We start from the raw sequence: 26340 nt of genomic DNA, 5'->3' as shown, positions 1-26340 counted from the left end.
GCGCCCTTTTGGCGCCCCTGCAATCAGGTGACGCATCATGGATTTCGACCAGTTGACCCTGAGCCAGGCCGTCGCCGACCTCCGTGCCGGAAAGATCACGAGCACAGCGCTCACGACGGAAGCTCTCGCCCGCGCCAAAGCCAAGGCCGACCTCAATGCCTTCGTCACCCTCGACGAAGCCGGCGCCTTGAAGGCCGCAGCCGCGTACGACGCGACAGGCGACAAGACGATACCGCTCGGCGGCGTGCCCATCGTTATCAAGGACAATATCGAGGTCGCGGGACTGCCCTGTAGTGCCGGCACGCCCGCGCTGAAGAATTACATTCCGAGGGCCGACGCGCCCGTGGTCGCGAAGCTGCGGGCCGCAGGCGCGATCATCATCGGCAAGACCAGCATGCATGAGCTCGCCTTCGGCATTTCCGGCTACAACACCGCGTTCAAGACCGGCGAGGCGTTCGGCGTCCGCAACGCCTATGATCGCTCCCTGATCGCCGGCGGCTCCTCGTCAGGCACGGGCGCCGCGCTCGGCGCGCGGATCGTCGCGGGCGGGCTCGGCACGGACACCGGCGGATCGGTCCGAGTGCCGGCTGCGCTGAACGGCTGCGCCTCGCTGCGCCCGACCCTCGGGCGTTATCCGCAAGGGGGCATCGCGCCGATCTCACGCACCCGCGACACGGCAGGCCCGATGGCCGCGACGATGGCCGATGTCGCTTTGCTCGACCGCGTCATCGCCGGGGGCGACGAGATCACGCCGGCCGATCTCGCGGGAGTCCGGATCGGCATCGTGAAGACGATGCTGACAAATCTCGACGCCGACACCGACGCGGCGTTCCAGGCGGCCGTGGCGAAATTGAAGGCGCAGGGTGTCACGATCGTCGAGATCGAGATGCCGCAACTGGCCGAGCTGAATGGCCAGATCAGCTTTCCGGTCGCGCTCTACGAGGCCTATGACGATCTGGTCGCCTATCTCGCGCATACCGGCACCGGCCTCAGCGTCGAGGCGCTGGCGCAGGAGATTTCGAGCGCCGACGTCAAGGGCACCTATGATGATTTGGTGATCCCGCGCAAATTACCCGCCCCAGATGGCACGCTGGTTGACGCCAAGCCGATCTACGACGCCGCGATCGAGATCGCACGCCCTGCGCTCCAGGCGCTCTATAGCAAGACCTTTGCCGATCATCGGCTCGACGCCATCGCATTCCCGACCACGCCGCGCGTTGCCATCCCCTCGAATCCGGAGTCCAGCACGCCCGAGAATTTCGGCCTGTTCATTCAGAACACAGATCCCGGCAGCAATGCCGGCATTCCCGGCGTGCAAATTCCGATCGCGCTTGGCGCCACGAGCAAATTGCCGATCGGCCTCGAGCTCGACGGTCCCGCCGGCAGCGATCGCCGCCTGCTTGCGATCGGCATGGCGCTTGACGCCGTGTTCGGACGGCTGCCCGCGCCACACTGATGCTGTCTTAGGGTGGGCAAAGCGAAGCGTGCCCACCAGCCTTAGCGAAATCGCGGAGAAATGGTGGGCACGACGCTTCGCGCCTTTGCCCACCCTACGGCACCGCCGCCGCGCCGCCGCTCACGAGTACGGATTGATCAGCTTCTGCTGCTCGGCGCTGTGATGAACCAGCATGTCGATGAAGGTCCTGACCTTCGCCGATAAATGATGCTTGTGCGGGTAGACCGCGTTCATCGACATCTCGACCGGCCGGTATTCCGGCAACAGGCGCACCAGCCGGCCGGCATCGAGATCGTCGCCGACCAGGAAGCCGGCCGCCAGACTTACGCCTGCGCCCTGCAGCGCGGCCTCGCGCAGAGCCTCGCCGCTGTTGGTGATGAGATTGCCGGAGACGCGCACCGAAGCCGGCGCGCCCTTGCGATCGAAGAAGCGCCACTCGTCGAAGGGATAGTTGAGATGTCGCACGCAATTGTGCCCGGCGAGCTCTTCGAGCGTCTGCACCCGCCCATGCGCCTCGATATAGGCGTGCGAGCAGCACAACACGTGCCGCCAGGTCGCAAGGCTGCGCACGATCAGGCTCGAATCCGGCGGTGCGGTCATGCGCAACGCAAGATCGAAGCCTTCCTCGATCAAATCGACATTGGCCTCGCCCATGCGTAGATCGACCTTCACCCCGGGATAGGTCGCGAGGAATTCCGCCATCACGGGCGCGACGAACGGCACCATGTGCGTGGCGGTGTGGATACGCAGCGTGCCGCGCGGCGTCGACTGCAGTGCGCCGGCGATGTCGTCGGCTTGTTCGAGATCGGCAAGGATCTGGGTCGAACGGTCGTAATAGGCTCTACCGATCTCGGTGAGGCTCACCTTTCGCGTTGTGCGGTTGAGCAGCCGCACGCCGAGCCGGTCTTCCAGCGCCTGGACGTGGTTGCTCACCATCGTCGTCGACATATTCAGCCGGCGGGCGGCGGCGGAAAAGCCGCCGTTTTCGACCACCCGGACGAAGGCGGTGAGGCTGGTGAAGCGGTCCATGGGTCAGGCTCCGATTATCCACTGTGGCTGGATAATGCTTCCGGTTGTTCGAGGATTATCACAAGCGGGTAGACAGCGCATCTTACCGTCACCGACAGCGCACCGTGCCGACCAGGGCGGTTCGGAACTCCGAGGACGTCATGTCAAACGCTTCTTATGTCACTGAAATAAATGAAAAACTCCGCCTTCGTCCGTCCCGTCAGGCGATCAAGCGCGCGGCCGTCGGCCTTGCTCTGGCACTCGGCATCGCGGTCGCCAGCGACTACGGGTACGACTACCTCAGGCACGGCCGCTACCTCGAGTCCACCGACGATGCCTATGTGAAGGCCGATTCCACCATCATCGCCCCAAAGGTCTCCGGCTACATCGCCAAGGTGCTGGTCGGCGACAACGAGAAAGTCAGAGCGGGCCAGGCGCTGGCGAAGATCGACGACCGCGACTTCAAGGCGGCGCTCGACCAGGCTAAAGCCGACGTCGCCGCCGGTGAAGCCTCGGTGCGCAACATCGATGCCCAGCTCGAACTGCAGCAGCCGATCATCGCGCAGAGCACGGCCGACGTCGCCGCAGCCGACGCCAATCTGAAATTCGCGCAGGAAGAGCGCGCCCGTTACGACGATCTCATGAAGTCGGGCTCGGGCACGATCCAGCGCGCGCAGCAGACCGACGCGGCGCTGCGCGCCAGCAACGCGCAATTGCAGCACGCAAAGTCGGGCCTCGTGGCCGCGCAACGCAAGGTCGACGTGCTCACCACCCAGCGCGCCCAAGCCACAGCCCAGCTCGACCACGCCCGCGCGGTCGCACAGCAGGCTGCGCTGAACCTGTCCTACACCGAGATCACCGCGCCGGTCGACGGCACGGTCGGCGCGCGCTCGTTGCGCGTCGGCCAGTACGTACAGGCCGGCACGCAATTGATGGCGGTGGTGCCGCTCGATGCGGTCTATGTCGTTGCAAATTTCAAGGAGACGCAGCTCACGCATGTGCGTCCGGGCCAGCCGGTCGAGTTGCACGTCGACAGCTTTCGCAATCGCACGCTACACGGTCACGTCGATAGCCTTTCGCCGGCCAGCGGGCTTGAATTCGCACTGCTGCCGCCCGACAATGCCACAGGCAACTTCACCAAGATCGTGCAGCGTGTGCCGGTGAAGATCGTGCTCGACGACCACAGTCTCACGGGTCTGCTGCGGCCCGGCATGTCTGCGGTCCCGACCATCGACACCAAGGCGGCTGTGCTGGCCGAGCGCGAAACGGCCAAGCGCCTCGCCGACAACACGACGCGCCCGAACGGCGGTTGAAGCCGGGAGGGGCCGGCAGGATGATCGAGTCCTGCCGGATGATCCCTCCTTCGCTTCTCCGATTTTGAAACCATCCGCCTGACGCATCCTGTCTCCATGCCCGAGACGAGGTTTCCATGAGCACGCTTCAACCGACCGTCAACGCCGCTTCCGCCACCGACATCCCCGCTCCCGTCGCTCCCGCGACACCGGCGGTTTCAGCAAAGACATGGATCGCGGTCATCGGCGCGACGCTCGGCGCCTTCATGGCGGTGCTGAACATCCAGATCGTCAACGCCTCGCTCGCCGACATCCAGGGCGCGATCGGCGCCGGCATCGATGACGGCGGCTGGATCTCGACCTCCTACCTGGTCGCCGAGATCGTGGTGATCCCGCTGTCGGGATGGCTCGCGCAGGTGTTCTCGATCCGCCTTTATCTGCTGACCAACGCAGTCCTGTTCCTGCTTCTGTCCGCGGCCTGCGCGCTGGCGCAGGACCTGCCGCAAATGATCGTGCTGCGCGCCGTCCAGGGCTTTACCGGCGGCGTGCTGATCCCGATGGCGTTCACGCTGATCATCACGCTGTTGCCGCGCGCCAAGCAGCCCGTCGGCCTTGCGCTGTTCGCGCTGTCGGCGACGTTTGCGCCGGCGATCGGGCCGACCATCGGCGGCTATCTCACCGAGAATTTCGGCTGGCAGTACATCTTTTATGTCAACCTCGTGCCCGGTGCGATCATGGTCGGCATGCTCTGGTATGCCCTCGACGCCAAGCCGATGAAACTTTCGTTGCTCCGAGAGGGCGATTGGGCCGGCATCATCACCATGGCGATCGGCCTGTCGGCGCTTCAGACCGTGCTGGAGGAGGGCAACAAGGACGACTGGTTCGGTTCACCTTTCATCGTCAAACTCTCGGTGATCGCAGGCGTGGCGCTGGCCACCTTCCTGATCATCGAGTTCACCGTGAAGAAGCCGCTGCTGAACCTGCGCCTGCTCGTGCGCCGCAATTTCGGCTTCGGAATGCTCGCGAACTTCCTGCTCGGTGTCGCGCTGTACGGCTCGGTGTTCATCCTGCCGCAATATCTGTCGCGCATCCAGGGCTACAATTCCGAGCAGATCGGCATGGTGCTGGCATGGACCGGGCTGCCGCAGCTCGTCCTGATCCCGCTGGTGCCGCGCCTGATGCAAAAATTCGACGCGCGGATCATCATCGGCATCGGCTTCGTGCTGTTCGCAGCCTCCAATTTCATGAACATCTATATGACCAACGACTACGCCGCCGACCAGCTGCTGTGGCCGAACGTCGTCCGCGCGATCGGCCAGGCGCTGGTGATGGCGCCGCTGTCGGCGGTAGCCACGGCCGGCATCGAGGCGGAGAACGCGGGCTCGGCGTCCGGCCTGTTCAACATGATGCGCAATCTCGGCGGCGCCGTCGGCATCGCACTGCTCCAGACCGTGCTGACCAAGCGCGAGCAATATCACTCCAACGTGCTGATGCAGTCGGTCTCGGTGTTCGAGCAAGCCACGCGCACGCGGCTGGAGCAGCTCACGCAGTACTTCGTCAATCACGGCGTCCTCGATCGTGCGGATGCTGCGCATCGCGCCTACGTCGCGATCGGTCATATCGTGCAGAAGCAGGCCTACATCCTGGCCTTCAGCGACACTTTTTATCTGCTCGGCGTGGCCCTGATCGTGGCGCTCGCCGCCGTCCTCTTTCTGAAGAAGCCCGGCCAGACCTCGGCCGGTGGAGCCCACTAACGTCAACCCAGCAAGCAAGGAGAACGACCATGAAACCTCGCATGAACTTCTATCAGGCCGCCCCCGACACCATGAAAGCGCTGATGGCGCTGGAAGAGCAGATCCAGTCGACGGGACTGGAGAAATCGCTGATCGAGCTCGTCAAGATCCGCGCCTCGCAAATCAACGGCTGCGCCTTCTGCATCAACATGCACACCGAAGACGCCCGCAAGCGCGGCGAGACCGAGCAGCGCATCTATCTCCTGAATGCCTGGCGTGATTCACCGCTCTATACCGACCGCGAACGTGCCGCTTTGGCCTGGACCGAATCAGTGACGCTGATCGCCGAGACTCACGCGCCCGACGACGTCTACGAGCAGGTGCGCACGCAGTTCTCCGATGCGGAGACGGTGAATTTGACCGCGCTGATCGGGGCGATCAACGCGTGGAACAGGCTCGCGATCGCCTTCCGTGCGGTGCATCCGGTGAAGGTGAAGGCGTCGGTGGCGTGATGAGTGATGGGGGCAATATCGCCTCCACGCTCTCAATTGTCATGCCCCGCGAAAGCGGGGCATCCAGTACGCCCCAGCCTCTCGATTCCCATTACCGCTTCGGCGTACTCGATCGCCCGGTCAAGCCGGGCGATGACAGCGGAGTTGTACCACGGTCGATGACAACCGCGGACTCAGCTTAAACCGCCGTCGCCTTGGCGAACTCCACATAGATCTCGCGGAGGCGCGTCGCCACGGGGCCGGGCTTGCCGTCGCCGATCGTCTTGCCATCGAGTGCGACCACCGGCTGCACGAAGGAAGATGCCGAGGTGATGAAGGCCTCCTTGGCGGCGAGCGCCTCGGCGACCGTGAAGGAGCGCTCCTCGACGCGGAGCTGACGTTCTTCGGCAAGCGCGATCACGGCCTTGCGGGTGCAGCCCGGCAGGATCGCGTTGGAGTTCTGGCGGGTGACGATGACGTCGTCCTTGGTGAGGATGAACGCGGTGGACGAGCCGCCTTCCGTCACATAGCCATCCTGCAGCATCCAGGCCTCGCCGGCACCGGCTTCGGCCGCGGCCTGCTTCGCCAGCACCTGCGCCAGCAATGCCACGCTCTTGATATCGCGGCGCTCCCAGCGGATGTCGGGCACCGTGATGACGTTGATGCCGGTCTTTGCCGAAGCCGCGTTGATGATGTCCTTCTCGGAGGTGAACATCACGAGGCTCGACTTGACGTCAGCCTTGGGGAACGGGAAATCACGCCCCTTGTCGGCGCCGCGCGTCACCTGGAGATAGACGAGGCCGCTTGTCACCTTGTTGCGGGCGATCAGCTCTTTCTGGATCTCGGTAATGCGCTCGACCGTCTCCGGCAACTTCAGCTTGATCTCGCCGACCGAACGTTCCAGCCGCGCCAGATGCGAGGCGTTGTCGACCAGCTTGCCGTCGAGCACGGCCGAGACCTCGTAGATGCCGTCAGCGAACAGGAAGCCGCGATCGAGCACCGAGATCTTGGCCTCCGAGAGCGGGACGAATGAGCCGTTGACGTACGCGATCGGGTCCAAGGCAGGTCTCCTGGGGAGGAAGGGGATTTGGCGCGCTTATACGCGAATTGGGAGTGGCGATCACCCCTCAATCTGTCATTCCGGGGCATTCGCCAAGCGAATGAGCCCGGAATCCATTTTACCTCTTGGATTGCCGCCCGATGGATTCCGAGCCCGCGCCAAGCTGCGCGTCCCGGAATGACGACGGCGAACGTTAGTGCGACAGAATCTTCGACAAGAACTTCTGCGCGCGGTCGCTGCGCGGCTTGCCGAAGAAATCTTCCTTCGCCGCGTCCTCGACGATCTCGCCGCGGTCCATGAAGATGACGCGATTGGCGACCTTGCGGGCGAAGCCCATCTCGTGGGTCACGACCATCATGGTCATGCCCTCGCGGGCGAGGTCGACCATGACATCGAGCACTTCGCTCACCATTTCAGGGTCGAGCGCCGAAGTCGGCTCGTCGAACAGCATCACGATCGGATCCATCGCAAGCGCGCGCGCAATGGCGACGCGCTGCTGCTGACCGCCGGAGAGCTGCGCCGGAAACTTGTCCGCCTGCTCCTTCAGCCCGACACGATCGAGCAGCTGCTTGCCTTTTGCCACAGCCTTGTCATGAGGCCGGCCCAGCACCTTCTCCTGCGCGAGGCAGAGATTGTCGATGATCTTCAGATGCGGGAACAGCTCGAAATGCTGGAACACCATGCCGACGCGCGAACGCAGTTTCGGCAGGTTGGTTTTTGGGTCGTTGACCTTGGTGCCGTCGACCGAGATGTCTCCCTCCTGGAACGGCTCCAGCGCGTTGACGCATTTGATCAGGGTCGACTTGCCCGAGCCCGACGGGCCGCAGACCACGACGACCTCGCCCTTGGTGACGCTGGTGGTGCAGTCGGTCAGCACCTGGAAGGTCGGGCTGTACCATTTGTTGACGTGGCTGATTTCGATCATGACCGACACGCTCTATCGAATGATGGCGATGCGCGCCTGGAGGCGACGCACGCCAAAGGACGCGACACAGGAAATGGTGAAGTAGACGACGGCCGCAAACAGATACATCTCGACCAGACGGCCGTCGCGCTGAGCGACCTTGCTCGCCGCGCCCAGAAAGTCCGGGATCGAGAGCACGTAGACCAGTGAGGTGTCCTGGAACAGAACGATGGTCTGCGTCAGCAGCACCGGCAGCATGTTGCGGAACGCCTGCGGCAGCACGACGTAGCGCATGGTCTGGGCGTAGGTCAGGCCGAGCGCGTTGGCGGCGGCCGGCTGGCCGCGCGAGATCGACTGGATGCCGGCGCGCATGATCTCGGAGAAATACGCCGCCTCGAACAGGATGAAGGTGATGAGCGAGGAGGCGAACGCGCCGACGCTGATCGGACGCGACGCGCCGGTCACCCACTGCCCGATATAGGGCACCAGGAAGTAGAACCAGAAGATGACCAGCACCAGCGGCAGCGAGCGCATGAAGTCGACATAGACGCCGGCGATGCGGCCGAGCACCTTGTAGCCGGACAGCCGCATCAGCGCGATCGCCGTGCCGAAGATCAGGCCGCCGAGGCCCGCGAGCGCGGTCAGGGTCAACGTGAACGTCATGCCCTCGTAGAACAGATAGGGCAGCGCGCGGCGGATGACGTCGAAATCGAGATTACTGAACATGGTGCTATTTCCCCGTGATGTAGCCGGGGATCGCGACCCAGCGCTCGAGGAAGCGCATCGCGGTCACCACAACAGCGTTGACGAGGAGATAGAGCACGGTGGCGGCGGTGAAGGCCTCGAACACCTGGAACGAGAACTCCTGCATCGAGCGCGCCTGTCCAGTCAGCTCGAGCAGGCCGATGGTGATGGCGACCGCCGTGTTCTTGATGGTGTTGAGGAACTCGGAGGTCAGCGGCGGCAGAATGATGCGGAACGCCATCGGTAGCAGAACGTAGCGATAGCCTTGTATCGTCGTCAGGCCAAGCGCGGTCGCAGCCATCTTCTGCCCGCGCGGCAGCGAGCCGATGCCGGCCTGCAATTGCACGGCGACGCGCGCCGACATGAAGAAGCCGATGCCGATCGCGGCGGTCCAGAACGGCGCGTTCGGCAGTTGCTTCAGCCAGGTGCCGGCCGCTTTCGGCAGCAATTCCGGAAGCACGAAGAACCACAGGAACAGCTGCACCAGCAGCGGCATGTTGCGGAAGAACTCGACCCAGCAGAAGCCGAACCAGGTGGCGCCCCTGGACGGCAGCGTGCGCATGACGCCGACCAGCGAGCCGAAGATGAGCGCGATGATCCAGGCGAGCACCGCCGTCTTCAGGGTCAGCACCAGTCCCGACAACAGCATGTCGAGATAGGTGCCGGTCCCCATCGGGTTCGGCTCGAAGAAAATTCCCCAGTTCCAGTGGTAGTTCACGTGTCCCCCGCGCGAACGCGCCCGTCAGAGATTACCCGGGCGTCCATGCAAATGTCCGGCCACTCTGGTGTCAAGAGTGGCCGGACACGCCTCGATCTCTGGGATCAAGGTTCTATCTTACTTGTAGTCGTCCGGGTTCGGCGAGATCCGTGGGCTTCGCGAACTCGTTCTTCAGCTCGGCCGAGATCGGGCTGTTGAGGTTGAGGCCCTTCGGCGGGATCTTCTGGGTGAACCACTTGTCGTAGATCTTCTGGCCTTCGCCGGAGGTGTAGAGTGCAGCGGTGGCTGCATCGACCACTTTCTTGAACGGAGCGTCGTCCTTGCGCAGCATGATGCCGTAGGGCTCGGGCTTCGAGAAGGCGTCCTTGGAGATGACATAGTCGCCCGGCGACTTCGAACCGGCCACGAGGCTCGCGAGCAGGATGTCGTCCATCACGAAGGCAACCGCACGGTCGGTCTCGACCATCAGGAAGGCCTCAGCATGGTCCTTGGCCGGGATGATGTTGGCGCCAAGCTTCTTCTCGACGTTGGCCTCGGTCAGCTGCTTGATGTTGGTGGTGCCGGCGGTGGAGACCACCGACTTGCCCTTGAGGTCGTCGATCGACTTCAGGCCGCTCGACTTCTTGAAGACATAGCGGCTGGCGGTCAGGAAGTGGGTATTGGTGAAGGCGACCTGCTTCTGACGCTCGACGTTATTCGTGGTCGAGCCGCATTCGAGGTCGATGGTGCCGTTGGCCATCAGCGGGATACGGGTCGCCGAGGTCACGGGGTTGAGCTTGACCTCGAGCTTGTCGAGCTTGAGCTCCTTCTTCACGGCATCGACAATCTTGTAGCAGATGTCCATCGCGAACCCGATGGGCTTCTGGTTGTCGTCGAGATAGGAGAACGGGATCGAGGAGTCGCGGAAGCCCAGCGTGATGGCGCCGGTGTCCTTGATGTTCTTCAGCGTACCGGTCAGCTCCTGCGCTCCGGCCTGGCTGACGGCGAAGGTCGCGGCGAGCGCGAGGCCGATACTACGGAAATGTTTCACTTTTTTAGTCCCCTTTCAGGATGATGCGGCCCGGATGCAAGCACAGATCGGGCCGGATTAGAATGTGACTTTTGGCTGGGTCACGGCTCAGGTCAGTGGCTTGGGCAATTCCCCGAGATCCCAGAACAGCCCGGCCATGATCGTCAAGGCCTCTTCGGTCAACGGCAGCAGGATGTGCTCATTGGGCGCATGCTGGGAGCAGCCGGGATAGGAGTGCGGGACCCAGATTGTGGGCAGCCCCAGGATTTCGGAGAAAACGTCGTTGGGCAGCGAGCCGCCGAAATTCGGCAGCACCGCCGGCGGCTTGCCGGTGGTCTCTTGCACCGAGTCGGCCGCCCATTTGATCCACGGGCTGCTGAAATCGGTGCGTGAAGCCGCAAAGCTCTGCGCGGCCCGCACTTCGACCATCGGGAAACCTCGTCCGACCAGATGCGCGCGGACTGCATCGACCAGGCCGTCGACCTTGGTGCCGACCACGAAACGTAGCTGCAGCACGGCATTGGCGTGACCGGGAATGGCGTTGGCGGGCTTGTCGATATTGCCTGACGACATCGCCAGCACTTCGAGCGTGTTCCAGGCATAGAGCCGCTCGGCGGCCGACAGCCCTTCCTCGCCCCAATTCTCCGCGAGCGCAGGTTCGTCCTCGGTCGGGACCACCTGCACATCGGCAAGATAACTACGGATCTGATTGGTGAGGCGCGGCGGCTTCAGGGCGTCGAGCTGGAGCCGGCCATGGCCGTCGACCAGCGTGGAAATGGCGTTGACCAGAATGGTCGCGGGGTTGGCGAGCACGCCGCCCCAATTTCCGGAATGATGGCCGCCATCGCGCAGATTGACGTCGAGATGGATGCGGATGCCGCCGCGGCAACCGAGGAACAGCGTCGGACGGTCTGCCGACAGACGCGGGCCGTCGGAGGCCATGAACAGGTCGGCCTTGAGCGCATCGCGATGGAGATCGCAGACCTGGCCGAGATCGGGCGAGCCGATCTCCTCGCCCATCTCGACGATGAACTTGGCGTTGAAGCCGAGCTTGCCGCCGCGGGCGTCGCGCACCGCGCGGAGCGCTGCCATGTTGATGCTGTGCTGGCCCTTGTTGTCGGCCGTGCCGCGGCCGTAAAGCCGCGAGCCCGCAACTGTGGTGCGCCAGGGATCGCGGCCGTCGCGCCACTCGCCTTCCATGCCGTCGACGACGTCGCCATGACCGTAGATCAATACGGTCGGCGCCGTCTCACTCTCGAGATGCTCGGCGAACAGGAATGGCGCCTTGCCGCTCGGAGATTCGACGATGCGGCTGGTAAAATCGAGCGCCGCGAAGGCAGGCACCATCTCCTGTTCCAGATAGCCGCGCAGCTCCGCCCCGCGCGCCGGATTCTGGCTCTCGGTCCGATAAGCGACGCGGCGGTCGAGTTCGGCGAGGAACGCGCCGGATTTGAAATCCTCACGGGCGCGGGAGATGGCGTCGGCTCTGATCATGATTTGCTTTTCGGACTTCGAGGCGAAGGACCCTACCCGAGACAGGGGGGCCTTCGAAAGTGGCGGGGACCTGGATTGTTCTTGTAGTTCTCTTGTACTTCTCTTGGGATTTCGTTCTTGCTCGCTTGAGATTGGCTTGCCATGGACAGCAGTCCTGCTGATTTTGGCCTTGCCAAGCGCAAGCTATATGCAAGAACTTCGCCAAGTTGGGGCGCACATCTATCACTCGAAAGGCGCTCAGTACAGCGCGCCGGGGGACTCTATGGCCAAGCAGATCAGGCTCAACGCCTTTGCGATGAATTGCGTCGCGCACCAGTCACCAGGCCTGTGGACCCATCCGCGCGACCGCACCGCCAATTATAACCGCCTGCCCTACTGGATCGACCTTGCCAAGACGCTGGAGCGCGGCCGTTTCGACGGACTGTTCCTGGCCGACGTACTCGGCGTCTACGACGTCTATGGCAACAGCCCTGACGCAGCCCTGCGCAATGCAGCGCAGTCGCCATCGAACGACCCGCTGCTGCTGCTCTCGGCGATGGCGGCGGTGACGCAGAATCTCGGCTTCGGCGTCACCAGCAATCTCTCGTTCGAGCCGCCCTACCCGTTCGCGCGGCGGATGTCGACGCTCGATCATCTCACCGAGGGACGGATCGGCTGGAACGTCGTCACCGGCTATCTCGACAGCGCCGCGCGCGGCGCCGGCAAGGACAAGCAGACCGGGCATGACGACCGCTACGACGTCGCCGACGAATACATGGAGGTCGTCTACAAGCTCTGGGAAGGAAGCTGGGAAGACGATGCGGTGCTGCGCGACCGGGCGCACGGCATCTTCACCGATCCCAGCAAGGTTCATCGCGTCAACCACGAGGGTGCGAACTATCGCATCAACAACACCATTCATCTCAGCGAGCCGTCGCCGCAGCGCACGCCCGTGCTGTACCAGGCCGGCACCTCTCCGCGCGGCCGGCAGTTCGCGGCCAAGCACGCCGAGTGCGTGTTCATGTCGGGACCGTCGGCCAAGATCATCGGGCCGCGCGTCGCCGCAATCCGCCAGGAAGCCGCCGCGATCGGGCGCAACCCGGCGGAAATCCTGATGTTCAACATGATGACGATCATCCTCGGCAATACCGAGGCCGAAGCCGCCGCCAAATATGCTGATTACCGGTCGCACATCAGTCCGGAAGGCGCGCTTGCCCTGATGTCGGGATGGACCGGTATCGACTTCTCCGGCTACGAGCTCGACCAGCAGGTGCGTCACGTCCAGAACGATGCCGGCCGCAGCGCCCTCGACAACGTCACCCGCGGCGACCCCGATCGCGTCTGGACCGTGCGCGACGTCATCGAGCATGTCGGCATCGGCGGCGCCGGCCCGGTCGTTGTCGGCACACCGGAGACGGTCGCAGACAAGATCGAGGACTGGTTTGAGAAGACCGACGTCGACGGCCTCAACGTTGCCTTCGCGATCTCGCCCGGCGATTTCGAGGATATCGCCGACATGCTGGTGCCGGAGCTGACGAAGCGCGGGCGCTACAAGCCGGAATATGCAAAGGGCACGTTGCGCGAGAAGCTGTTTGGTGATGGGCGGGCGAGGCTGGATGCGCCGCATCCGGCGGCTGGGTATCGGGTGGGGAAGAAGGCAGACTGACGCCCCACGCTGTAAGCTCCGTCATCCTGAGGTGCGCGCCCTTCGCGCGCCTCGAAGGATGAGCGGCCCCGATGCAGCCGGGCCGTCGCCCCATTCTTTTTACCTATACCTTCCCGTCCACCATCACCTCGATCAGCTTCGTTCCCGGCCGGCTGAACGCCGACGCCAACGTCGCCTTCAGTTCGCGGGGATCGCTCACCTTGATCGCCTCGCAGCCCAGCGCCTTGGCCACACCGGCGAAATCCACCGGCGGATCGACGAAATCCATGCCGACGTAATTATCATCGCCATGGAAGGCGAGCAGGCGCTGCTTGATGATGCGGTAGCCGCCATTGTTGGCGATGACGACGTTGAGCGGCAGCTTGTGATGCGCTGCGGTCCACAGCGACTGAATCGAATACATCGCGCTGCCATCGCCGGAGAAGCACACGACGGGGCGATCCGGATTGGCAATGCTGGCGCCGACCGAGGCCGGCAGTCCCCATCCGATGCCGCCCGAGGCGAGGCCGTGATAGCCGTAGCGGTCGCGATGCGGGCGCAGCGCCGTGATCTGACGGCTCGAGGTCAGGCCTTCGTCGACCAGGATAGCGTTGTCAGGCATCGCCTCGACCATTTGCAGCACCAGATAGTCGGGATCGATGGGGCTGCGGCCAGCGCTCTTGCCGATCTGCTCGATCAGCGCGGTGCGTCGCGCGGTCCAGTTCTGCGGAGCGAGTTCGGCGAGGCGCTGCCTGGCACGGCTCGCCAGCGTCGCGCCGCCCATCTCCTTCAGCACCGGGATCAGCGCGCGCAGCGTTTCCTTCAAATCCGCCTTCAGCGCGATCTCGGCGCCGTAGTTCTTGGCGATTTCCCAATCGACGAGGCCGATCTGCACGATGCCGAGGCCGTCAGGCAGCGCATCGACCTCGCTATAGACAGACATTCGCAGGGGGTCGCCGCCAAGCGCAATCAACAGATCGTACGGCGCAAGCGTATCGCGCGCGACCTTCTGTACGCGCGCGAGCGTGCCGACGAAGCTCGGGCTTTCGGACAGAAAATGCGAGCCATAGGGCGTCGAGGATTGGTAGGCCGCCGCGCCAAGCAGCTCGGCGAGTTCGGCGGCCTCCTTCAGCGCATCGCTCTTGACCACCTCGTCCATGGTGACGATCACGGGGCGTTCGGCCCTGAGCAGGCGCGCGGCAAATGCCTTCAGCGCCTCATCCGACGGCTTTACGCGCGCATCGATGCGGGTGGAACGGCCGAGATCGATGCCGGCCTCGCTGTTGAGGATGTCACCGGGCAGCGAGATGAACACCGGCCCGGTCGGCGGCGTCATCGCGACCTTGGCGGCGCGGCGCACGATGCGCGGCAGATCCTCCAGCCGCGTCACCTCGACTGCCCATTTCACCAGCGGCTCGGCCATGCGCACCAGCGGGCCGTACAGCACCGGCTCCATCAGGCCATGGCCCTGCTCCTGCTGGCCCGCGGTCAGGATCATCGGAGTGCCCGTGAACTGGGCGTTGTAGAGCGAGCCCATCGCATTGCCAAGGCCGGGTGCGACATGGACATTGCAGGCAACGAGTTTTCCGGAAGCGCGGCTGTAGCCGTCGGCGATCGCGACCACCAGACTCTCCTGCATCGCCATCACATAGGTGAGATCAGGATGATCCTTCAGCGCATGCATGATCGGCAGCTCGGTGGTGCCGGGGTTGCCGAACAGGTGCGTGATGCCCTCGTCCTTGAGCAGCGCGAGGAAGGCGGAGCGGCCGGTGATCTTGTTCTTCATGTTTCCTCCAGGCCCGGCGGACATTGCCGCGAGGACGCGACACATGATGGACGAAGTGATGGTAGCCGCGCAAGGAAGCGCCGTCATGGCTGCGTTGCGCGGATGCGCGCTACATCTCTTCGCGTCCCAGCTCGAACGGATCCTCACCGCCCACCCGCTTCTTCTTTTTCGAGCGCTGCCAGACCACGCCGGGAAAGCCTTTCAGCGGCACCAGCGGCTCGCCGGTATAGGCCCATTCCTGCAGCTCTTCGATCGCGATGTGATAGAGCGGCTGGCGGCCGGTCCGCTCGTTGAAGAGTGCGCGCGGGATGTTGACCATGTGCGGGCCCCGCGGACGCTCATAGGTGATCGGCGTACCGCAATGCGAGCAGAAGCTCCGCGCGGTTTTGGTCGCCTTGTCCTCGTACCGCGTGAGCGCGGCTTTGCCTGAAATGATGCGAAAGCGCTTCTTCCAACTGCCGACATAGGTCGCGTAAGCCGCGCCATGGGCGCGGCGGCTGGCGGCCGAGTGATCATGCCAGGCCCAGCGCGCAGGAATGTCGATCTCGAAGGTAACCTTGCCGCAGAGGCACTGGCCGGTGGCAATACCTGCGGCGGCTGCGGCTTTGGCCATGGACGTCTCTCCGGCGTCATTGCGAGCGCAGCGAAGCAATCCAGAATCTTTTCGCGGAGACAGTCTGGATTGCTTCGCTACGCTCGCAATGACGGAGTTTGTGGTGCGGTCGGAGCTCCATAATAACCCCGTAGCCCGGATGGAGCGAAGCGCAATCCGGGAATCTCGCTTCGGAAAGAATCCCGGATTTCGCTTCGCTCCATCCCGGCTACGAAGCCGGCCTATGCCGGCGTCAGCTCGTCATACACGGGATAATCCGTGTACCCCTTTTCCTCGCCGCCGTAGAACGTCGCACGATTGTAGGGCGTAATCGGATAGTCGTGCTCCAGCCGCCGCGGCAAATCGGGATTGGAGATGAAGATGCGGCCGAAGGCAATGATGTCGGCGTGGCCGTCGGCGATCGCGGCGTTCGCGGTCTCGCCGGTGAAACCGCCGGCCGTCATCAGTACGCCGCTGTAGAGCGGGCGAAACAGCAGCATCGCCGAAGGCACGTTCTGCCAGTTGACCTCGGCGCGGCCCGAGCCGCTCGAGCCGCGGCTCGATGAAATGCAAGTAGGCAAGGCCGAGCTTGTCGAGCGCCTTCACGACATGGGCATAGAGCGGCATCGGATCTGCTTCACCGGAATCGTTGGCAACGCCGTAAGGCGACAGGCGCACGCCCACGCGCCCCGCGCCCCAGACGTCAATCGCGGCCTGCGTGACCTCCAGCAGCAACCGCGCGCGGTTCTCGATCGAACCGCCATATTGATCAGTGCGCTGGTTGCTGCGCGATTGCAGGAATTGCTCGAGCAGATAACCGTTGGCACCGTGGATTTCGACGCCGTCGAAGCCGGCAGCAAGCGCGTTCTTCGCACCCTGCCGGAACGCCTCGACGACGTCTTTGACCTCCTCGGTCTCCAGCGCGCGCGGCGTCTCGTAGTCGGCGATCTTGCCGTCGGCGGTCATCGCCTTCACGCCTTCGGCCTTGATCGGGATCGCCGAGGCCGAGACCGGCAATGCGCCGCCATGGAAGGAGGAATGCGAGACGCGGCCGACATGCCAGAGCTGGAGGAAGATGATGCCGCCCTTGGCGTGCACGGCATCCGTCACCTTGCGCCAGCCGGCGATCTGCGCCTCCGAATAGATGCCTGGCGTCGCCGGATTACCGCGGCCGTGCGAGACTACGGGGGAGGCTTCGGCAATGAGCAGGCCGCCCTCCGTCGCGCGCTGGCCGTAATATTCGGCATTGAGCGGCCGCGGCGCGAAGCTCTCGCGTTCGGCGCGCATGCGCGTCAGCGGCGCCAGCGCGACGCGGTGCGCGAGCTTGTACGGACCGACCTGCAACGGTTTGAACAACGCCTCGAATTTCATGTGGTCCCCGGAATGATCGATGAGAGGACGGGGATCATATGAGAAAGGGTGGCAGCCCGGAAGCCACTTGGGTGGATGGCAGGCCAGCCGAAAGATGCTGCAGAAGCAAAAGCCCCGGGCCGGGCCCGGGGCTTGCTGTCCGTCCAGAACGTCGGATCAGTATTTCGCGACGACCGGGCCCGCGCCGAACTTGTAGTTCAGTCCGACCCGGGCGATGTGGCCGGTGAAATCCGCGGTTGCGTCGAAGCCGCGCGCGGGGCCCGGAGTGAACGGGAACAGCGGATTGAAGAAAGTGTATTTCTCGCTGCCGAGATCATAATAAAGATATTCGAGCTTGACGCTCCAGTTCGACGCAAAGCGGTACTCGCCGCCACCGCCGACGGCCCAGCCGACGCGCCAGCTTTCCGACGTCGCCGCACCACAGATCACGTTGAGGCAGGGCGTGCCGGCTGCGAGTGTGGGATCTGTGATCGACGTCGACGCCTTGACGTGCCCATAGGCGAGACCGCCGGTCGCGTAGAGCATCAAATCGGGTGTGACGGTGGCGCCGATCCGGCCGCGCACGGTCCCCAACCAGTCGACCTTCTGCTCCTGCGTGGTCGTGATGTCCGGGAAAACCGGCAGAGTCCGGGAAACCGTTGAGCTGCCCTTGATGCCGGCAGCCGCGATATCGGCTTCCACGCCCCACACCAGGGAGCCGGTCTGCACATTGTAACCAGCCTGCACGCCGCCCAGCGCACCGCGCGGATTTGTTGCCAGTGACGGTGGGACGAGGCCGCCGGCGAGAGCCGCGTCGAGCACGCCTGCCGTGAAAACCGGATCATGCGGCGCGAGCTGGATCGCATCATCGCTCCAGCCATATCCGACGTTTACGCCGGCGTAAAAGCCCGACCAGTTGTAGGCGACAGGCAATTGCGGCGCCTTGTAAAGCGGCGCACGTGCGGCGATATCGGCTGCGGCCGCGGGCTGCGCCGCGGCGACACCCAAAGCGACAAACACGATCGAAGCGAAACGGAGCATTCTCGATATCCCGAAGCCGAACATTGACGTTGTCCAGCAGTAACGGGCCAACCTTCGAAATGGGATAACAATCCTTGCGAGATCGCAGGCGTCAGTCGTTTCAAAAACGCGTGTAGCGTCCGGGCAACAATTTCAAGTCGTCGCAAGCAGTCCCTGTCGCTGCAAGCAAGATCAGCCACTGAAACCCGGACGCGACAGAGAAACGCCTTACGCCGTCTTGATCCAGACGGCTTTCACGTTGAGATATTCCTCGACGTGCTGCTTGCCGGATTCGCGGCCGTAACCGCTCATCTTGTAGCCGCCGAACGGCACGGCCGGGTCCATCGCCTGGTAGCAGTTCACCCACACCGAGCCGGCGCGCAGCGATTTTGCGACCGCATGCGCCTTGCTGACGTCGCGCGTCCACAGGCCGGATCCGAGGCCGAAGGTGGTGGCGTTGGCGCGCTTGACCAGCTCGTCCATGTCCTTGAAGGTGATCGCGGAGATGACCGGACCAAAAATCTCCTCCTGCGCGATGCGCATGTTGTCCTGGACGCCCGCGAACACCGTCGGCGAGACGAAGAATCCCTTTGACAGCGCACCCTCTGTGACACGACCGCCACCGACGAGCGCGCGGGCGCCTTCCTTCTGGCCGATGTCGAGATAGCTGGTGACGCGTTCGAGCTGCTGCTCGGAGACCAGCGGGCCGATCTGCACGTTGGGATCGAGGCCGTTGCCGACCTGCAGCTTCTTGCCGAACTCGGCGACACGGCCGACGAACTCTTCGTAGATCGACTGCTCGACGAACAGGCGCGTGCCGGCGCTGCAGATCTGACCGGAGTTGGCGAACACCGCCATTGCGGCACCGGGCACGGCGGCATCGAGGTCGGCATCCGCAAACACGATGTCCGGCGACTTGCCGCCGAGCTCGAGCGAGACGCGCTTGAGGTTGCCCGCAGAGGCGCGGATGATCGACTGGCCCGTGACGTGGGAGCCAGTGAACGCGACCTTGTCGACATCATGATGCGAAGCGAGCGCCGCGCCGGCGGTCTCGCCGTAGCCGGGCACCACGTTGATGACGCCGGGCGGAACGCCCGCCTCCATCGCGAGCTCCGCGATGCGCAGCGAGGTCAGCGGCGCTTCTTCGGCCGGCTTGAGCACCACGGTGCAGCCCGTGGCGATCGCCGGACCGATCTTCCAGATCGTCGCGGTGAGCGGGCCGTTCCAGGGAATGATGGCACCGACGACGCCGATCGGCTCCTTCAGCGTGTAGGAGAAGATCTCGCCCGGCAGCGAGTTCTGGATGGTCTCGCCGTGGATCGCGGTGGTCTGGCCGGCATAATAGCGCAGCATGCCGACGGCGCGCAGGCGATAGGCGCGGGTGCGGCTGAGCGGCGCGCCCATGTCGAGGGTGTCGAGCTGCGACAATTCGTCAAAATTTTTCTCGACGAGGTCGGCGAGCTTCAAGAGCAGGTTCTGCCGCTCGAACGGCTTGACCTTGCTCCATGGTCCCTCAAAGGCGCGGCGAGCGGCGGCAACCGCACGGTCGATGTCTTCCTTGTCGCCCTCGGCGACGGTTGCCAGCAATTCGCCGGTGGCGGGATTGTGGGTCTCGAAGCGCTTCCCGGAAGCGGCATCGACCCACTTCCCATCGATCAGCATCTGCTTGTAGGACCCGTTGGCGAATGGATGGCGCGTGATCGGAATAGCCTGCGACACAGCCATGGCTGCACTCCCTGTCAGGTGATTGCTTGAGTTCGATCTGGGCGGGATCGTTAGGTCGACGAGAATACAGCGGTGCCGGAGAAGCGTAAAGGCGGCGCGGGACGAAGACCTCCCATGCCGACTTGTGCAGGGTCGCGCGAGCGACATGTTATAGTTCGACCGAGGCCCTCCTCCGGAGACACACCATGCCGCATCCCGCCATCGTCAAAGACAATGTTGCCGTGATCACCGGCGGCGCATCCGGAATCGGATTGGCTGCCGCCCTTGCCTTCGCAGGTGCCGGCTTGAAGGTGTGCATCGCCGATATCGACGAGTCGCGGCTGGCGGAGGCTGCAACAAAACTGTCATCCGTCGCTTCCGCCACACACGTGATGACCGTCGCGGTCGACGTCAGCAAGGCGGAGAGCGTCAAGGACCTGGAACGCGCCGTCGGCGCGCATTTCGGCGGCACCGATATCCTCATGAACAATGCCGGCATCCAGCCCGGCAGCACGCTGTTCGCCGAACCCGACAATTGGCAGCGCATTATCGGCGTCAACATGTGGGGCATCATCAACGGCGCGCGCATCTTCGCGCCACACATGATCGCACGCGGCAAGGCCGGCCTCATCATCAACACCGGCTCGAAGCAGGGCATTACGACGCCGCCCGGCGATCCCGCCTACAACGTCTCCAAGGCTGGCGTGAAGGCGTTTACGGAAGCCCTCCAGCACGAGTTGCGAAGCACGAAAGACTGCCGCATTAGCGCGCATCTGCTGATTCCCGGCTTCGTCTTCACCGGGCTGACCGCGAAGGGCCGCACCGAGAAGCCGGCCGGCGCATGGACGCCGGAGCAGACCGTGGATTTCATGCTGGCGCGGCTGGAACACGGCGACTTCTACATCCTGTGCCCGGACAACGACGTGCCGCGCGCGCTCGACGAGAAGCGCATGCTCTGGGCCGCCGGCGATATCGTCGAGAACCGTCCGCCGCTGTCGCGCTGGCATCCGGATTATGCAGATGCGTTCAAGAGATTTGTGGAAGAGGAATAGGTTTGCGCCGCTCCCTCACCCCGTCGTTCCGGGCGAGGTTGAGAAGCCTACAGCGTTTCCTGCTGCTGCCCGCATTGCTTGCAGGCGAACTTGACGCGGTTCTGGCCCTTCGGCGCCTGCACCCGGTTCGGGGCGCCGCATTTGCCACAGACCGCCTCGATGCGGGTATCGCCCTGCTTGACGACGATGGTCTTCTTTTCCATCGATTCGCGGATCAGGCGCTCGGCCTCCTCTCGCAGGGATTGTTTGGACAAGGCTCATCTCCGCAATGAATGCGGGCGAGGCTTATCGTACCTGCGTCGAAATCACAATCCGAAACGGCCGTCCGGACCTCGACAATCCCATGGCTGGCCTCGACGTGTATCGGGAAACGTCTCGGCGGCATGCTGGCCTTTTGCAGTTCCCAGGAACTGTCATGTGGGCGACGGATGCAGCAGCATCCGCCGCCCTGTATGGTGCATGGCTTCGTTCCCCGGCGCGTTCGTGCCAGCCGCTTCTCAAGCTGCCTTCTCAAGCTGCCTTGGAGACTTCCATCAACAGACGCTCGGCCTTGGCATCCTCGATACGGTTCACCAGCCGGCTGCTCTCGTGGTTGTCGCGAACCGTCTTGGTCAAGGTGATGCAGGTCTGGATCAGCATGACGATCCCCATCGTGAGATAACCCTTCATCCAGAGGTCGATCGGTAGGAAGAAAATGCCGATGGCGACGAGGAAGGCGGAGGCCGCGAAAGACGCGTAGGTGAAGGTCACCCAGGCGCTGCTGTGGGGCTGTCCGTTCTGGTTCATGATGGTCTCCTGTTGGTTCGAGTGATGATGCGGTTTGAGATCAGGCAATCGGCATGCGCTTGGACTTCAACCGCGCCAGCACGTCGTCCGCGGTCGTCTTGAGCCGGGGGCCGAAGCCCTGCTCGGCCAGTCTCTCGGCGGTGGCGAGCGGGCCGGTGGCCGCGTCGAGTTCGACCAGCGCATCGTCCGCGGCCTGGGCTTCCACCTGGCGGTCGCGCAGGCGCCTCAAGGTGCTCTCCGCCTCGGGCAGCGTGGATTCGTAAGGACGTGCGGCTTCGATACCGCTGCGGCGAAGCGAGCGCACCGCTTCCGAGGCACGGGCGACGCGGCGACCGCGGTCGAGCTCGGTGATGCGGGCTTGAGCGTTTGCGACATGCCGCTTCAACCGGGCAATCTCGGTCGCAAATAGCGCGCGCGCCGTCATTGCCGCATCGCGGTCGGCCTCCAGGCCTGCGATGGCTTCGGCCGCGTCCCGGGCGAGATCCTCGCGGCCGCCCTCGAACGCCGCAACCGCGCGGGTTTCGAGATCGGCGATGCGGGCGATGGTCGCCTCGAGCTTGCGGCCTTCCTGCTGGTCCTGCGCGATCGCCAGCGCCAGCGTCCGCTTGCTGCGCTCGACGGCGGCGGCCGCGTCGCGCAACTGCTGGTCGAGGATCAGAAGAGCCGTGCGGTCCTCCAGCTCCTCGCCGGCGGCGGCAACGCTGCCGCGGAAAAGTGTCATGACGGTCTTGAACATCTGCTGCTCCTTGTTATGAGCGTTGCTCACGGATGGTTTGTAGCAGCAATCTTGAACATCGTTCAAGAAAAGCTTGAGCGGCGCTCAAGAATTTCATAAGAAAATGTCTAAAGCCTTGGAACGTCGAGAGAAACTGCGATCCGACCTGATCCTGGCGGCGGAGCGGATGATTACGAGCCGTGGATTGGCCGGCCTGAAGACCCGCGATCTCGCCCGCGAGATCGGCTGCGCCAATGGAGCGGTCTACAATCTCGTGGCTGATGTGGACGAGTTGATCCTGCGGGTCGGCTCACGCACGCTGCTTCGGCTCGACGAGGCACTCAGCGCGGCGGAAAGCGCGGGCGAACCGTCGCCGCAGCAGACCCTGGTCCGGATCGCGATTGCTTATTGCGATTTCGCCGCGGAAAATCTCCAGCTCTGGCGCGCGCTGTTCGAGCACCGCATGGCGACTGACAAAACCGTGCCCGATTGGTCCGTCGACGACCAGATGCGGCTGTTCCGCCATATCTACCAGCCGCTGGCCGCGCTGTTTCCACAGCGCAGCCCGGAGGAGCTCAGCATCACCGCGCGCAGCCTGTTCTCGGCTGTGCATGGCATGGTGGCGCTGGGACTCGAACAAAAACTGGTCGCCGTTCCGCTGCCCGCGCTGCGAAAGGAAATCGCTGGCCTCGTGCGCGCGATGATCGACGGGTTGATCGCGCAACCGAGCTAGCTGCACGGCTCGTCGTGGCATGCCCCTTGCCTCCTCGTATCCCGGGTTTCTCTTGAGGAGGCGGCGATGAGCGCATCATCTTCCGGTATGAATCGTCGCCACGTCATGCTCGGCGGCCTCGGCATCGCCGGAATGACGGCGGTCGCGCCGCGCTTCGCCTCTGCGCAGGGGCGCGCGGAGACGCTGCTGGTGGTGCAGGAGCTGGGGCCGAACTCGCTCGACATGCAGGGCGTCGGCTCCAACCAGACCGTGAACGGCCTGTCCTGGAATTGCTACGACCGCCTGCTCTCCTACGCTTCCAAGACATTGCCCGACGGCACGGTGTCCTACGACCGGGAAAAGCTCGCGCCTGAACTCGCCGAAAGCTGGGAGGTCGCCGCCGACGGCATGTCATGCACTTTCAAATTGCGGAAGGACGCAAAATTCCACGACGGCGCGCCGGTGACCGCGAAGGACGTCAAATGGTCGTTCGACCGCGCGGTGAAGGTCGGTGGCTTTCCGACCTTCCAGATGTCGGCGGGATCGCTGGAAAAGCCCGAGCAGTTCGTCGTTGTCGACGACCACACCTTCCGCATCGACTATGTCCGCAAGGACAAGATGCTGCTGTTCAACGTCGCGGTGGTGGTGCCCTTCATCATCAACTCCGAACTCGCCAGGAAGAATGCGACCGCGGAAGACCCGTGGGCGCTGGCGTGGCTCAGGACCAACGAGGCCGGTGGCGGCGCCTACAGGATCGAGAGCTGGAAGCCCGGCAGCGAGACCGTGCTGACGCGTTTCGACGACTGGAAGAGCGGACCGCTGCCGAAGGTCAAACGCGTGATCGCGCGCGACGTGCCCTCCGCCGGCACGCGTCGCGCCATGCTGGAGCGGGGCGATGCGGATCTCTCCAGCGGCTTTGCGCCGCGCGACTTCGAGCAGATCATCAAAGAGGGCAAGGTCAAGGTCTCGGGCGTGCCGATACCGAACGCGCTCTGGTACGTGGCGCTGAATACCGCGAAGCCCCCGTTCGACAATGTGAAGCTGCGCCAGGCCATCGCATGGGCGATGCCCTACGAGCAGATCCAGAGCAGCGCGTTCTTTGGCCGTGCCGTTCCGATGTATGGCGGATCGACCGAGGTTTCAAAGCCGGTCTGGCCGCAGCCGTCTCCCTATGTCACCGATCTCGACAAGGCCAAAGCCCTGATGAAAGAGGCAGGCTTCGAGTCCGGGCTGGAAACGACGCTGTCACTGGACACAGGCACAGCCACGGTCGGCGAGCCGACCGCGATCCTGATCCAGGAAAGCCTCGCCAAGATCGGGATCAAGGCGTCGATCGAAAAGATCCCCGGCGCGAACTGGCGCACGACGCTGAACAAGAAAGAGCTGCCGCTCGCCCTCAACCGCTTCAGCGGATGGCTCGACTATCCCGAGTATTACTTCTACTGGAATTTCCACGGCAACAATTCGATCTTCAACATCTCCTCCTACCAGAACAAGGAGATGGACGCTCTGATCGACAAGGCCCGGTTCACGACGGATGCGGGCGAGTACGAGAAGTCCGTGAAGGATTTCGTCGCGCTCTGCATGCGGGACGTTCCCGTCGTTCCGCTCAACCAGCCGATCCACGACGTCGCCATGCAGAAGGCCGTCAGCGGCTACGAGTTCTGGTTTCACCGCGAGCCGGACTATCGTCAATTCGCGAAGGGCTGATTCTTGTCGACGACGTGCACGACGCTGGACGTGGCTCGCGCCTGCTCGATCGGAGAGCCCCGTTGCAGCCGCGCCTCGCTCGCGCGCAGCATCGCCGCGTCGAGCTTGCCTTGCCGCGATCCTTCCAGTGCGCATTGGAAGATCCGGTAGAACTGCGCGCCGTCATAGGCCACCAGCAGCCGGTCGACCCCGGCGTTAAGTGCCTCGACCACAGCCTTGCAGACGTCGTTCTGGTAGATCGCACCCATCACGAGGTCATCGGTCATGACGACACCCTGGTAACCCCATTTGTCGCGGATGATCCCTCCGATCACGCGCTTCGAATGCGACGCGGCGCGATCGGGATCAACGGCCGTGAGCGTGACATGGCCGACCATCAACGCGCTGCGGGAATGCGACAGCACCTCGCGGAACGGGAGCCAGTCGGTCGCTTCCAGCTCCCTGACCGAGGTATCGAGATTGGCGCTGAAGTGATGAGTATCGGTGCGTACGCGGCCAATACCCGGGAAATGCTTCAGCGTCGCGCCGACGCCGGTCTCTTCCAACCCGCGGACGTAAGCGCTCGCGATCGCGCTGACGACGGCCGGGTCTGTCGCAATCGCCCGGTAGCCGATCAGCGTATGGAAATCGAGGCGGTTGCGCCGGGCCGGCGGCTTGAGGTCGAGCACCGGTGCGAGATTGAGGTTGACGCCGAGTCCGGCGAGTTCGCGGCCGTGGATGCGACCGAACTCTTCCGCTCTGGCCTGCTGCACGTCGGGAGCGAGCCCGGTGAGCGTCGCCAGCGCCGGCAGCTTCGTCAGCGGCGGCGCCAGATGCCCGACGATGCCGCCTTCCTGATCGGCAGCGACGACCAGCGGCGGCAGGCCCGCTGCGCTCCGCTTGTCCTGGAGCGCCGTGATCTCGGCGCGGAGCGCCTCGACGGTCCGGCCCCGAATGTTGTGCCGGGTGACGTAGATGCCGCCGATCAGCCCCCGTTCGGCCAGGCGCGCGACCTCGGCAAACGACGAATAGCCGACCATGAAGTGCGGCCCGAGTTGACGCGCCTCGACCGCACTCGCGCTGAGAACATCGTGCTTGCGCCGTTCAAACTCGAGATGCGCCGCGGACATCAGGACGAGCGGCAGGCACCAGAGCATGACGAGCAGCTTGCCCGCGATGGTGCGCCAGCGCCCACTGCGCAGCAGAACGATGATGATCGCGATGCTTGCGACGACAAGCGCAATGTTTCCGGCGCCGCGCAGCACGAGCAGATAGGGATCGTTCTTGTTCGCGGCCGCGAACGCGACGAGGGGCGCGGCGAGCCAGAGCAGGATGAGGCCGATACGACGGAGCAATTGCATGATGCGTCAGGTCCGGAGAATGGCGGATGCTTCGCACCTA

At 64.0% G+C, this 26340-nt stretch carries 22 protein-coding genes and 2 pseudogenes; 8 read left to right on the top strand and 16 right to left on the bottom strand.

Annotated elements, in window-relative coordinates:
• The first annotated feature begins 37 nt into the window (after positions 1-37).
• Entirely contained in the window at positions 38-1456 is a 1419-nt protein-coding gene (gene iaaH / locus ACQ86E_RS18095; RefSeq protein ID WP_431201138.1) for an indoleacetamide hydrolase, read from the top strand.
• A 120-nt stretch (positions 1457-1576) separates the two neighbouring features.
• Here iaaH and ACQ86E_RS18090 read toward each other — a convergent pair whose 3' ends face one another.
• Complete coding sequence (locus ACQ86E_RS18090) at positions 1577-2485, bottom strand: LysR family transcriptional regulator (protein WP_431201137.1); 909 nt, start codon at positions 2483-2485, stop codon at positions 1577-1579.
• A gap of 140 nt (positions 2486-2625) precedes the next feature.
• Here ACQ86E_RS18090 and ACQ86E_RS18085 point away from each other — a divergent pair, with 140 nt between their 5' ends.
• The 3 genes from ACQ86E_RS18085 (at position 2626) to ACQ86E_RS18075 (ending at position 6001) form a co-directional block, all read left to right on the top strand.
• On the top strand, positions 2626-3777 hold the full coding sequence (locus ACQ86E_RS18085) for an HlyD family secretion protein (protein ID WP_431201136.1): 1152 nt from the start codon (positions 2626-2628) through the stop codon (positions 3775-3777).
• A gap of 116 nt (positions 3778-3893) precedes the next feature.
• Positions 3894-5510, top strand: coding sequence for an MDR family MFS transporter (locus ACQ86E_RS18080; RefSeq protein WP_431201135.1), 1617 nt, complete (start codon positions 3894-3896; stop codon positions 5508-5510).
• Between the two features lie 29 nt (positions 5511-5539).
• Positions 5540-6001, top strand: coding sequence for a carboxymuconolactone decarboxylase family protein (locus ACQ86E_RS18075; protein WP_431201134.1), 462 nt, complete (start codon positions 5540-5542; stop codon positions 5999-6001).
• A gap of 178 nt (positions 6002-6179) precedes the next feature.
• Here the strand turns inward: ACQ86E_RS18075 and ACQ86E_RS18070 are convergent, their stop codons facing one another.
• From ACQ86E_RS18070 to ACQ86E_RS18045, 6 genes and pseudogenes are all read right to left on the bottom strand, one after another.
• Positions 6180-7040: a D-amino-acid transaminase gene (locus tag ACQ86E_RS18070; RefSeq protein WP_431201133.1), complete on the bottom strand. Its 861-nt coding sequence runs from the start codon at positions 7038-7040 to the stop codon at positions 6180-6182.
• A 193-nt stretch (positions 7041-7233) separates the two neighbouring features.
• Positions 7234-7965 (bottom strand): amino acid ABC transporter ATP-binding protein, encoded by a 732-nt coding sequence (locus tag ACQ86E_RS18065; RefSeq protein WP_431201132.1) that lies wholly within the window; start codon positions 7963-7965, stop codon positions 7234-7236.
• 12 nt (positions 7966-7977) lie between these two features.
• Complete coding sequence (locus tag ACQ86E_RS18060) at positions 7978-8670, bottom strand: amino acid ABC transporter permease (RefSeq protein ID WP_431201131.1); 693 nt, start codon at positions 8668-8670, stop codon at positions 7978-7980.
• Positions 8671-8674: 4 nt separating this feature from the next.
• Positions 8675-9406: an amino acid ABC transporter permease gene (locus tag ACQ86E_RS18055; protein WP_431201130.1), complete on the bottom strand. Its 732-nt coding sequence runs from the start codon at positions 9404-9406 to the stop codon at positions 8675-8677.
• A gap of 117 nt (positions 9407-9523) precedes the next feature.
• Positions 9524-10436: pseudogene (locus tag ACQ86E_RS18050) on the bottom strand (amino acid ABC transporter substrate-binding protein).
• A gap of 87 nt (positions 10437-10523) precedes the next feature.
• Complete coding sequence (locus ACQ86E_RS18045; protein ID WP_431201129.1) at positions 10524-11909, bottom strand: M20 family metallopeptidase; 1386 nt, start codon at positions 11907-11909, stop codon at positions 10524-10526.
• A 262-nt stretch (positions 11910-12171) separates the two neighbouring features.
• Between ACQ86E_RS18045 and ACQ86E_RS18040 the strand changes: the two genes are divergently transcribed.
• Positions 12172-13554 carry an LLM class flavin-dependent oxidoreductase gene (locus ACQ86E_RS18040; protein WP_431201128.1) on the top strand — a complete coding sequence of 461 codons (1383 nt, stop codon included), beginning with the start codon at positions 12172-12174 and terminating at the stop codon, positions 13552-13554.
• A 103-nt stretch (positions 13555-13657) separates the two neighbouring features.
• Here the strand turns inward: ACQ86E_RS18040 and ACQ86E_RS18035 are convergent, their stop codons facing one another.
• From ACQ86E_RS18035 to ACQ86E_RS18015, 5 genes and pseudogenes are all read right to left on the bottom strand, one after another.
• Positions 13658-15319, bottom strand: coding sequence for a thiamine pyrophosphate-binding protein (locus tag ACQ86E_RS18035; RefSeq protein ID WP_431201127.1), 1662 nt, complete (start codon positions 15317-15319; stop codon positions 13658-13660).
• 109 nt (positions 15320-15428) lie between these two features.
• A complete protein-coding gene (locus ACQ86E_RS18030; RefSeq protein ID WP_431201126.1) occupies positions 15429-15932 on the bottom strand; it encodes a GFA family protein in 504 nt (167 codons plus the stop codon).
• A gap of 221 nt (positions 15933-16153) precedes the next feature.
• Positions 16154-17282, bottom strand: a pseudogene (locus ACQ86E_RS18025) (alkene reductase).
• Positions 17283-17438: 156 nt separating this feature from the next.
• Positions 17439-18302: an outer membrane protein gene (locus ACQ86E_RS18020; RefSeq protein ID WP_431201125.1), complete on the bottom strand. Its 864-nt coding sequence runs from the start codon at positions 18300-18302 to the stop codon at positions 17439-17441.
• 207 nt (positions 18303-18509) lie between these two features.
• Positions 18510-20006 carry an aldehyde dehydrogenase family protein gene (locus ACQ86E_RS18015; RefSeq protein WP_431201124.1) on the bottom strand — a complete coding sequence of 499 codons (1497 nt, stop codon included), beginning with the start codon at positions 20004-20006 and terminating at the stop codon, positions 18510-18512.
• Between the two features lie 185 nt (positions 20007-20191).
• On the opposite strand from ACQ86E_RS18015, the gene ACQ86E_RS18010 reads away from it, so the two are divergent.
• Positions 20192-21037: an SDR family NAD(P)-dependent oxidoreductase gene (locus ACQ86E_RS18010; RefSeq protein WP_431201123.1), complete on the top strand. Its 846-nt coding sequence runs from the start codon at positions 20192-20194 to the stop codon at positions 21035-21037.
• A gap of 47 nt (positions 21038-21084) precedes the next feature.
• Here the strand turns inward: ACQ86E_RS18010 and ACQ86E_RS18005 are convergent, their stop codons facing one another.
• The 3 genes from ACQ86E_RS18005 to ACQ86E_RS17995 all read right to left on the bottom strand — a co-directional run bounded on the left by ACQ86E_RS18005 (position 21085) and on the right by ACQ86E_RS17995 (position 22559).
• A complete protein-coding gene (locus ACQ86E_RS18005; RefSeq protein WP_431201122.1) occupies positions 21085-21291 on the bottom strand; it encodes a hypothetical protein in 207 nt (68 codons plus the stop codon).
• A gap of 256 nt (positions 21292-21547) precedes the next feature.
• Positions 21548-21823, bottom strand: a complete 276-nt coding sequence (locus tag ACQ86E_RS18000) for a YiaA/YiaB family inner membrane protein (RefSeq protein ID WP_014491840.1) — start codon at positions 21821-21823, stop codon at positions 21548-21550.
• Positions 21824-21863: 40 nt separating this feature from the next.
• The gene (locus ACQ86E_RS17995) at positions 21864-22559 is read right to left on the bottom strand and encodes a PspA/IM30 family protein (RefSeq protein ID WP_431201121.1); all 696 of its coding nucleotides are present in this window, start codon (positions 22557-22559) and stop codon (positions 21864-21866) included.
• 103 nt (positions 22560-22662) lie between these two features.
• Here ACQ86E_RS17995 and ACQ86E_RS17990 point away from each other — a divergent pair, with 103 nt between their 5' ends.
• A complete protein-coding gene (locus ACQ86E_RS17990; RefSeq protein WP_431206502.1) occupies positions 22663-23271 on the top strand; it encodes a TetR/AcrR family transcriptional regulator in 609 nt (202 codons plus the stop codon).
• A 66-nt stretch (positions 23272-23337) separates the two neighbouring features.
• Complete coding sequence (locus tag ACQ86E_RS17985) at positions 23338-24960, top strand: ABC transporter substrate-binding protein (protein ID WP_431201120.1); 1623 nt, start codon at positions 23338-23340, stop codon at positions 24958-24960.
• Here the strand turns inward: ACQ86E_RS17985 and ACQ86E_RS17980 are convergent.
• A complete protein-coding gene (locus tag ACQ86E_RS17980) occupies positions 24942-26300 on the bottom strand; it encodes a glycoside hydrolase family 3 N-terminal domain-containing protein (protein WP_431201119.1) in 1359 nt (452 codons plus the stop codon). The genes ACQ86E_RS17985 and ACQ86E_RS17980 overlap by 19 nt on opposite strands.
• Positions 26301-26340 lie beyond the last annotated feature (40 nt).

The organism is Bradyrhizobium betae (assembly GCF_050632175.1).
GTDB classification, from domain to species: domain Bacteria; phylum Pseudomonadota; class Alphaproteobacteria; order Rhizobiales; family Xanthobacteraceae; genus Bradyrhizobium; species Bradyrhizobium betae_B.
The sequence above is the reverse complement of the archived record's forward strand: the minus strand, read 5'-3'. Positions and strand labels throughout refer to the sequence as shown.

Bases quoted from the DNA above. Each gene is read 5' to 3' on its own strand.
- ACQ86E_RS17980 (WP_431201119.1), bottom strand. From the start codon at position 26,300: ATGCAATTGCTCCGTCGTATCGGCCTCATCCTGCTCTGGCTCGCCGCG.
- ACQ86E_RS18085 (WP_431201136.1), top strand. From the start codon at position 2,626: ATGTCAAACGCTTCTTATGTCACTGAAATAAATGAAAAACTCCGCCTT.
- iaaH (WP_431201138.1), top strand. From the start codon at position 38: ATGGATTTCGACCAGTTGACCCTGAGCCAGGCCGTCGCCGACCTCCGT.
- ACQ86E_RS17990 (WP_431206502.1), top strand. From the start codon at position 22,663: ATGTCTAAAGCCTTGGAACGTCGAGAGAAACTGCGATCCGACCTGATC.
- ACQ86E_RS18090 (WP_431201137.1), bottom strand. From the start codon at position 2,485: ATGGACCGCTTCACCAGCCTCACCGCCTTCGTCCGGGTGGTCGAAAAC.
- ACQ86E_RS18060 (WP_431201131.1), bottom strand. From the start codon at position 8,670: ATGTTCAGTAATCTCGATTTCGACGTCATCCGCCGCGCGCTGCCCTAT.
- ACQ86E_RS18010 (WP_431201123.1), top strand. From the start codon at position 20,192: ATGCCGCATCCCGCCATCGTCAAAGACAATGTTGCCGTGATCACCGGC.
- ACQ86E_RS18065 (WP_431201132.1), bottom strand. From the start codon at position 7,965: ATGATCGAAATCAGCCACGTCAACAAATGGTACAGCCCGACCTTCCAG.
- ACQ86E_RS18045 (WP_431201129.1), bottom strand. From the start codon at position 11,909: ATGATCAGAGCCGACGCCATCTCCCGCGCCCGTGAGGATTTCAAATCC.
- ACQ86E_RS18040 (WP_431201128.1), top strand. From the start codon at position 12,172: ATGGCCAAGCAGATCAGGCTCAACGCCTTTGCGATGAATTGCGTCGCG.
- ACQ86E_RS18080 (WP_431201135.1), top strand. From the start codon at position 3,894: ATGAGCACGCTTCAACCGACCGTCAACGCCGCTTCCGCCACCGACATC.
- ACQ86E_RS18035 (WP_431201127.1), bottom strand. From the start codon at position 15,319: ATGAAGAACAAGATCACCGGCCGCTCCGCCTTCCTCGCGCTGCTCAAG.
- ACQ86E_RS18030 (WP_431201126.1), bottom strand. From the start codon at position 15,932: ATGGCCAAAGCCGCAGCCGCCGCAGGTATTGCCACCGGCCAGTGCCTC.
- ACQ86E_RS18075 (WP_431201134.1), top strand. From the start codon at position 5,540: ATGAAACCTCGCATGAACTTCTATCAGGCCGCCCCCGACACCATGAAA.
- ACQ86E_RS18015 (WP_431201124.1), bottom strand. From the start codon at position 20,006: ATGGCTGTGTCGCAGGCTATTCCGATCACGCGCCATCCATTCGCCAAC.
- ACQ86E_RS18000 (WP_014491840.1), bottom strand. From the start codon at position 21,823: ATGAACCAGAACGGACAGCCCCACAGCAGCGCCTGGGTGACCTTCACC.
- ACQ86E_RS17995 (WP_431201121.1), bottom strand. From the start codon at position 22,559: ATGTTCAAGACCGTCATGACACTTTTCCGCGGCAGCGTTGCCGCCGCC.
- ACQ86E_RS17985 (WP_431201120.1), top strand. From the start codon at position 23,338: ATGAGCGCATCATCTTCCGGTATGAATCGTCGCCACGTCATGCTCGGC.
- ACQ86E_RS18020 (WP_431201125.1), bottom strand. From the start codon at position 18,302: ATGCTCCGTTTCGCTTCGATCGTGTTTGTCGCTTTGGGTGTCGCCGCG.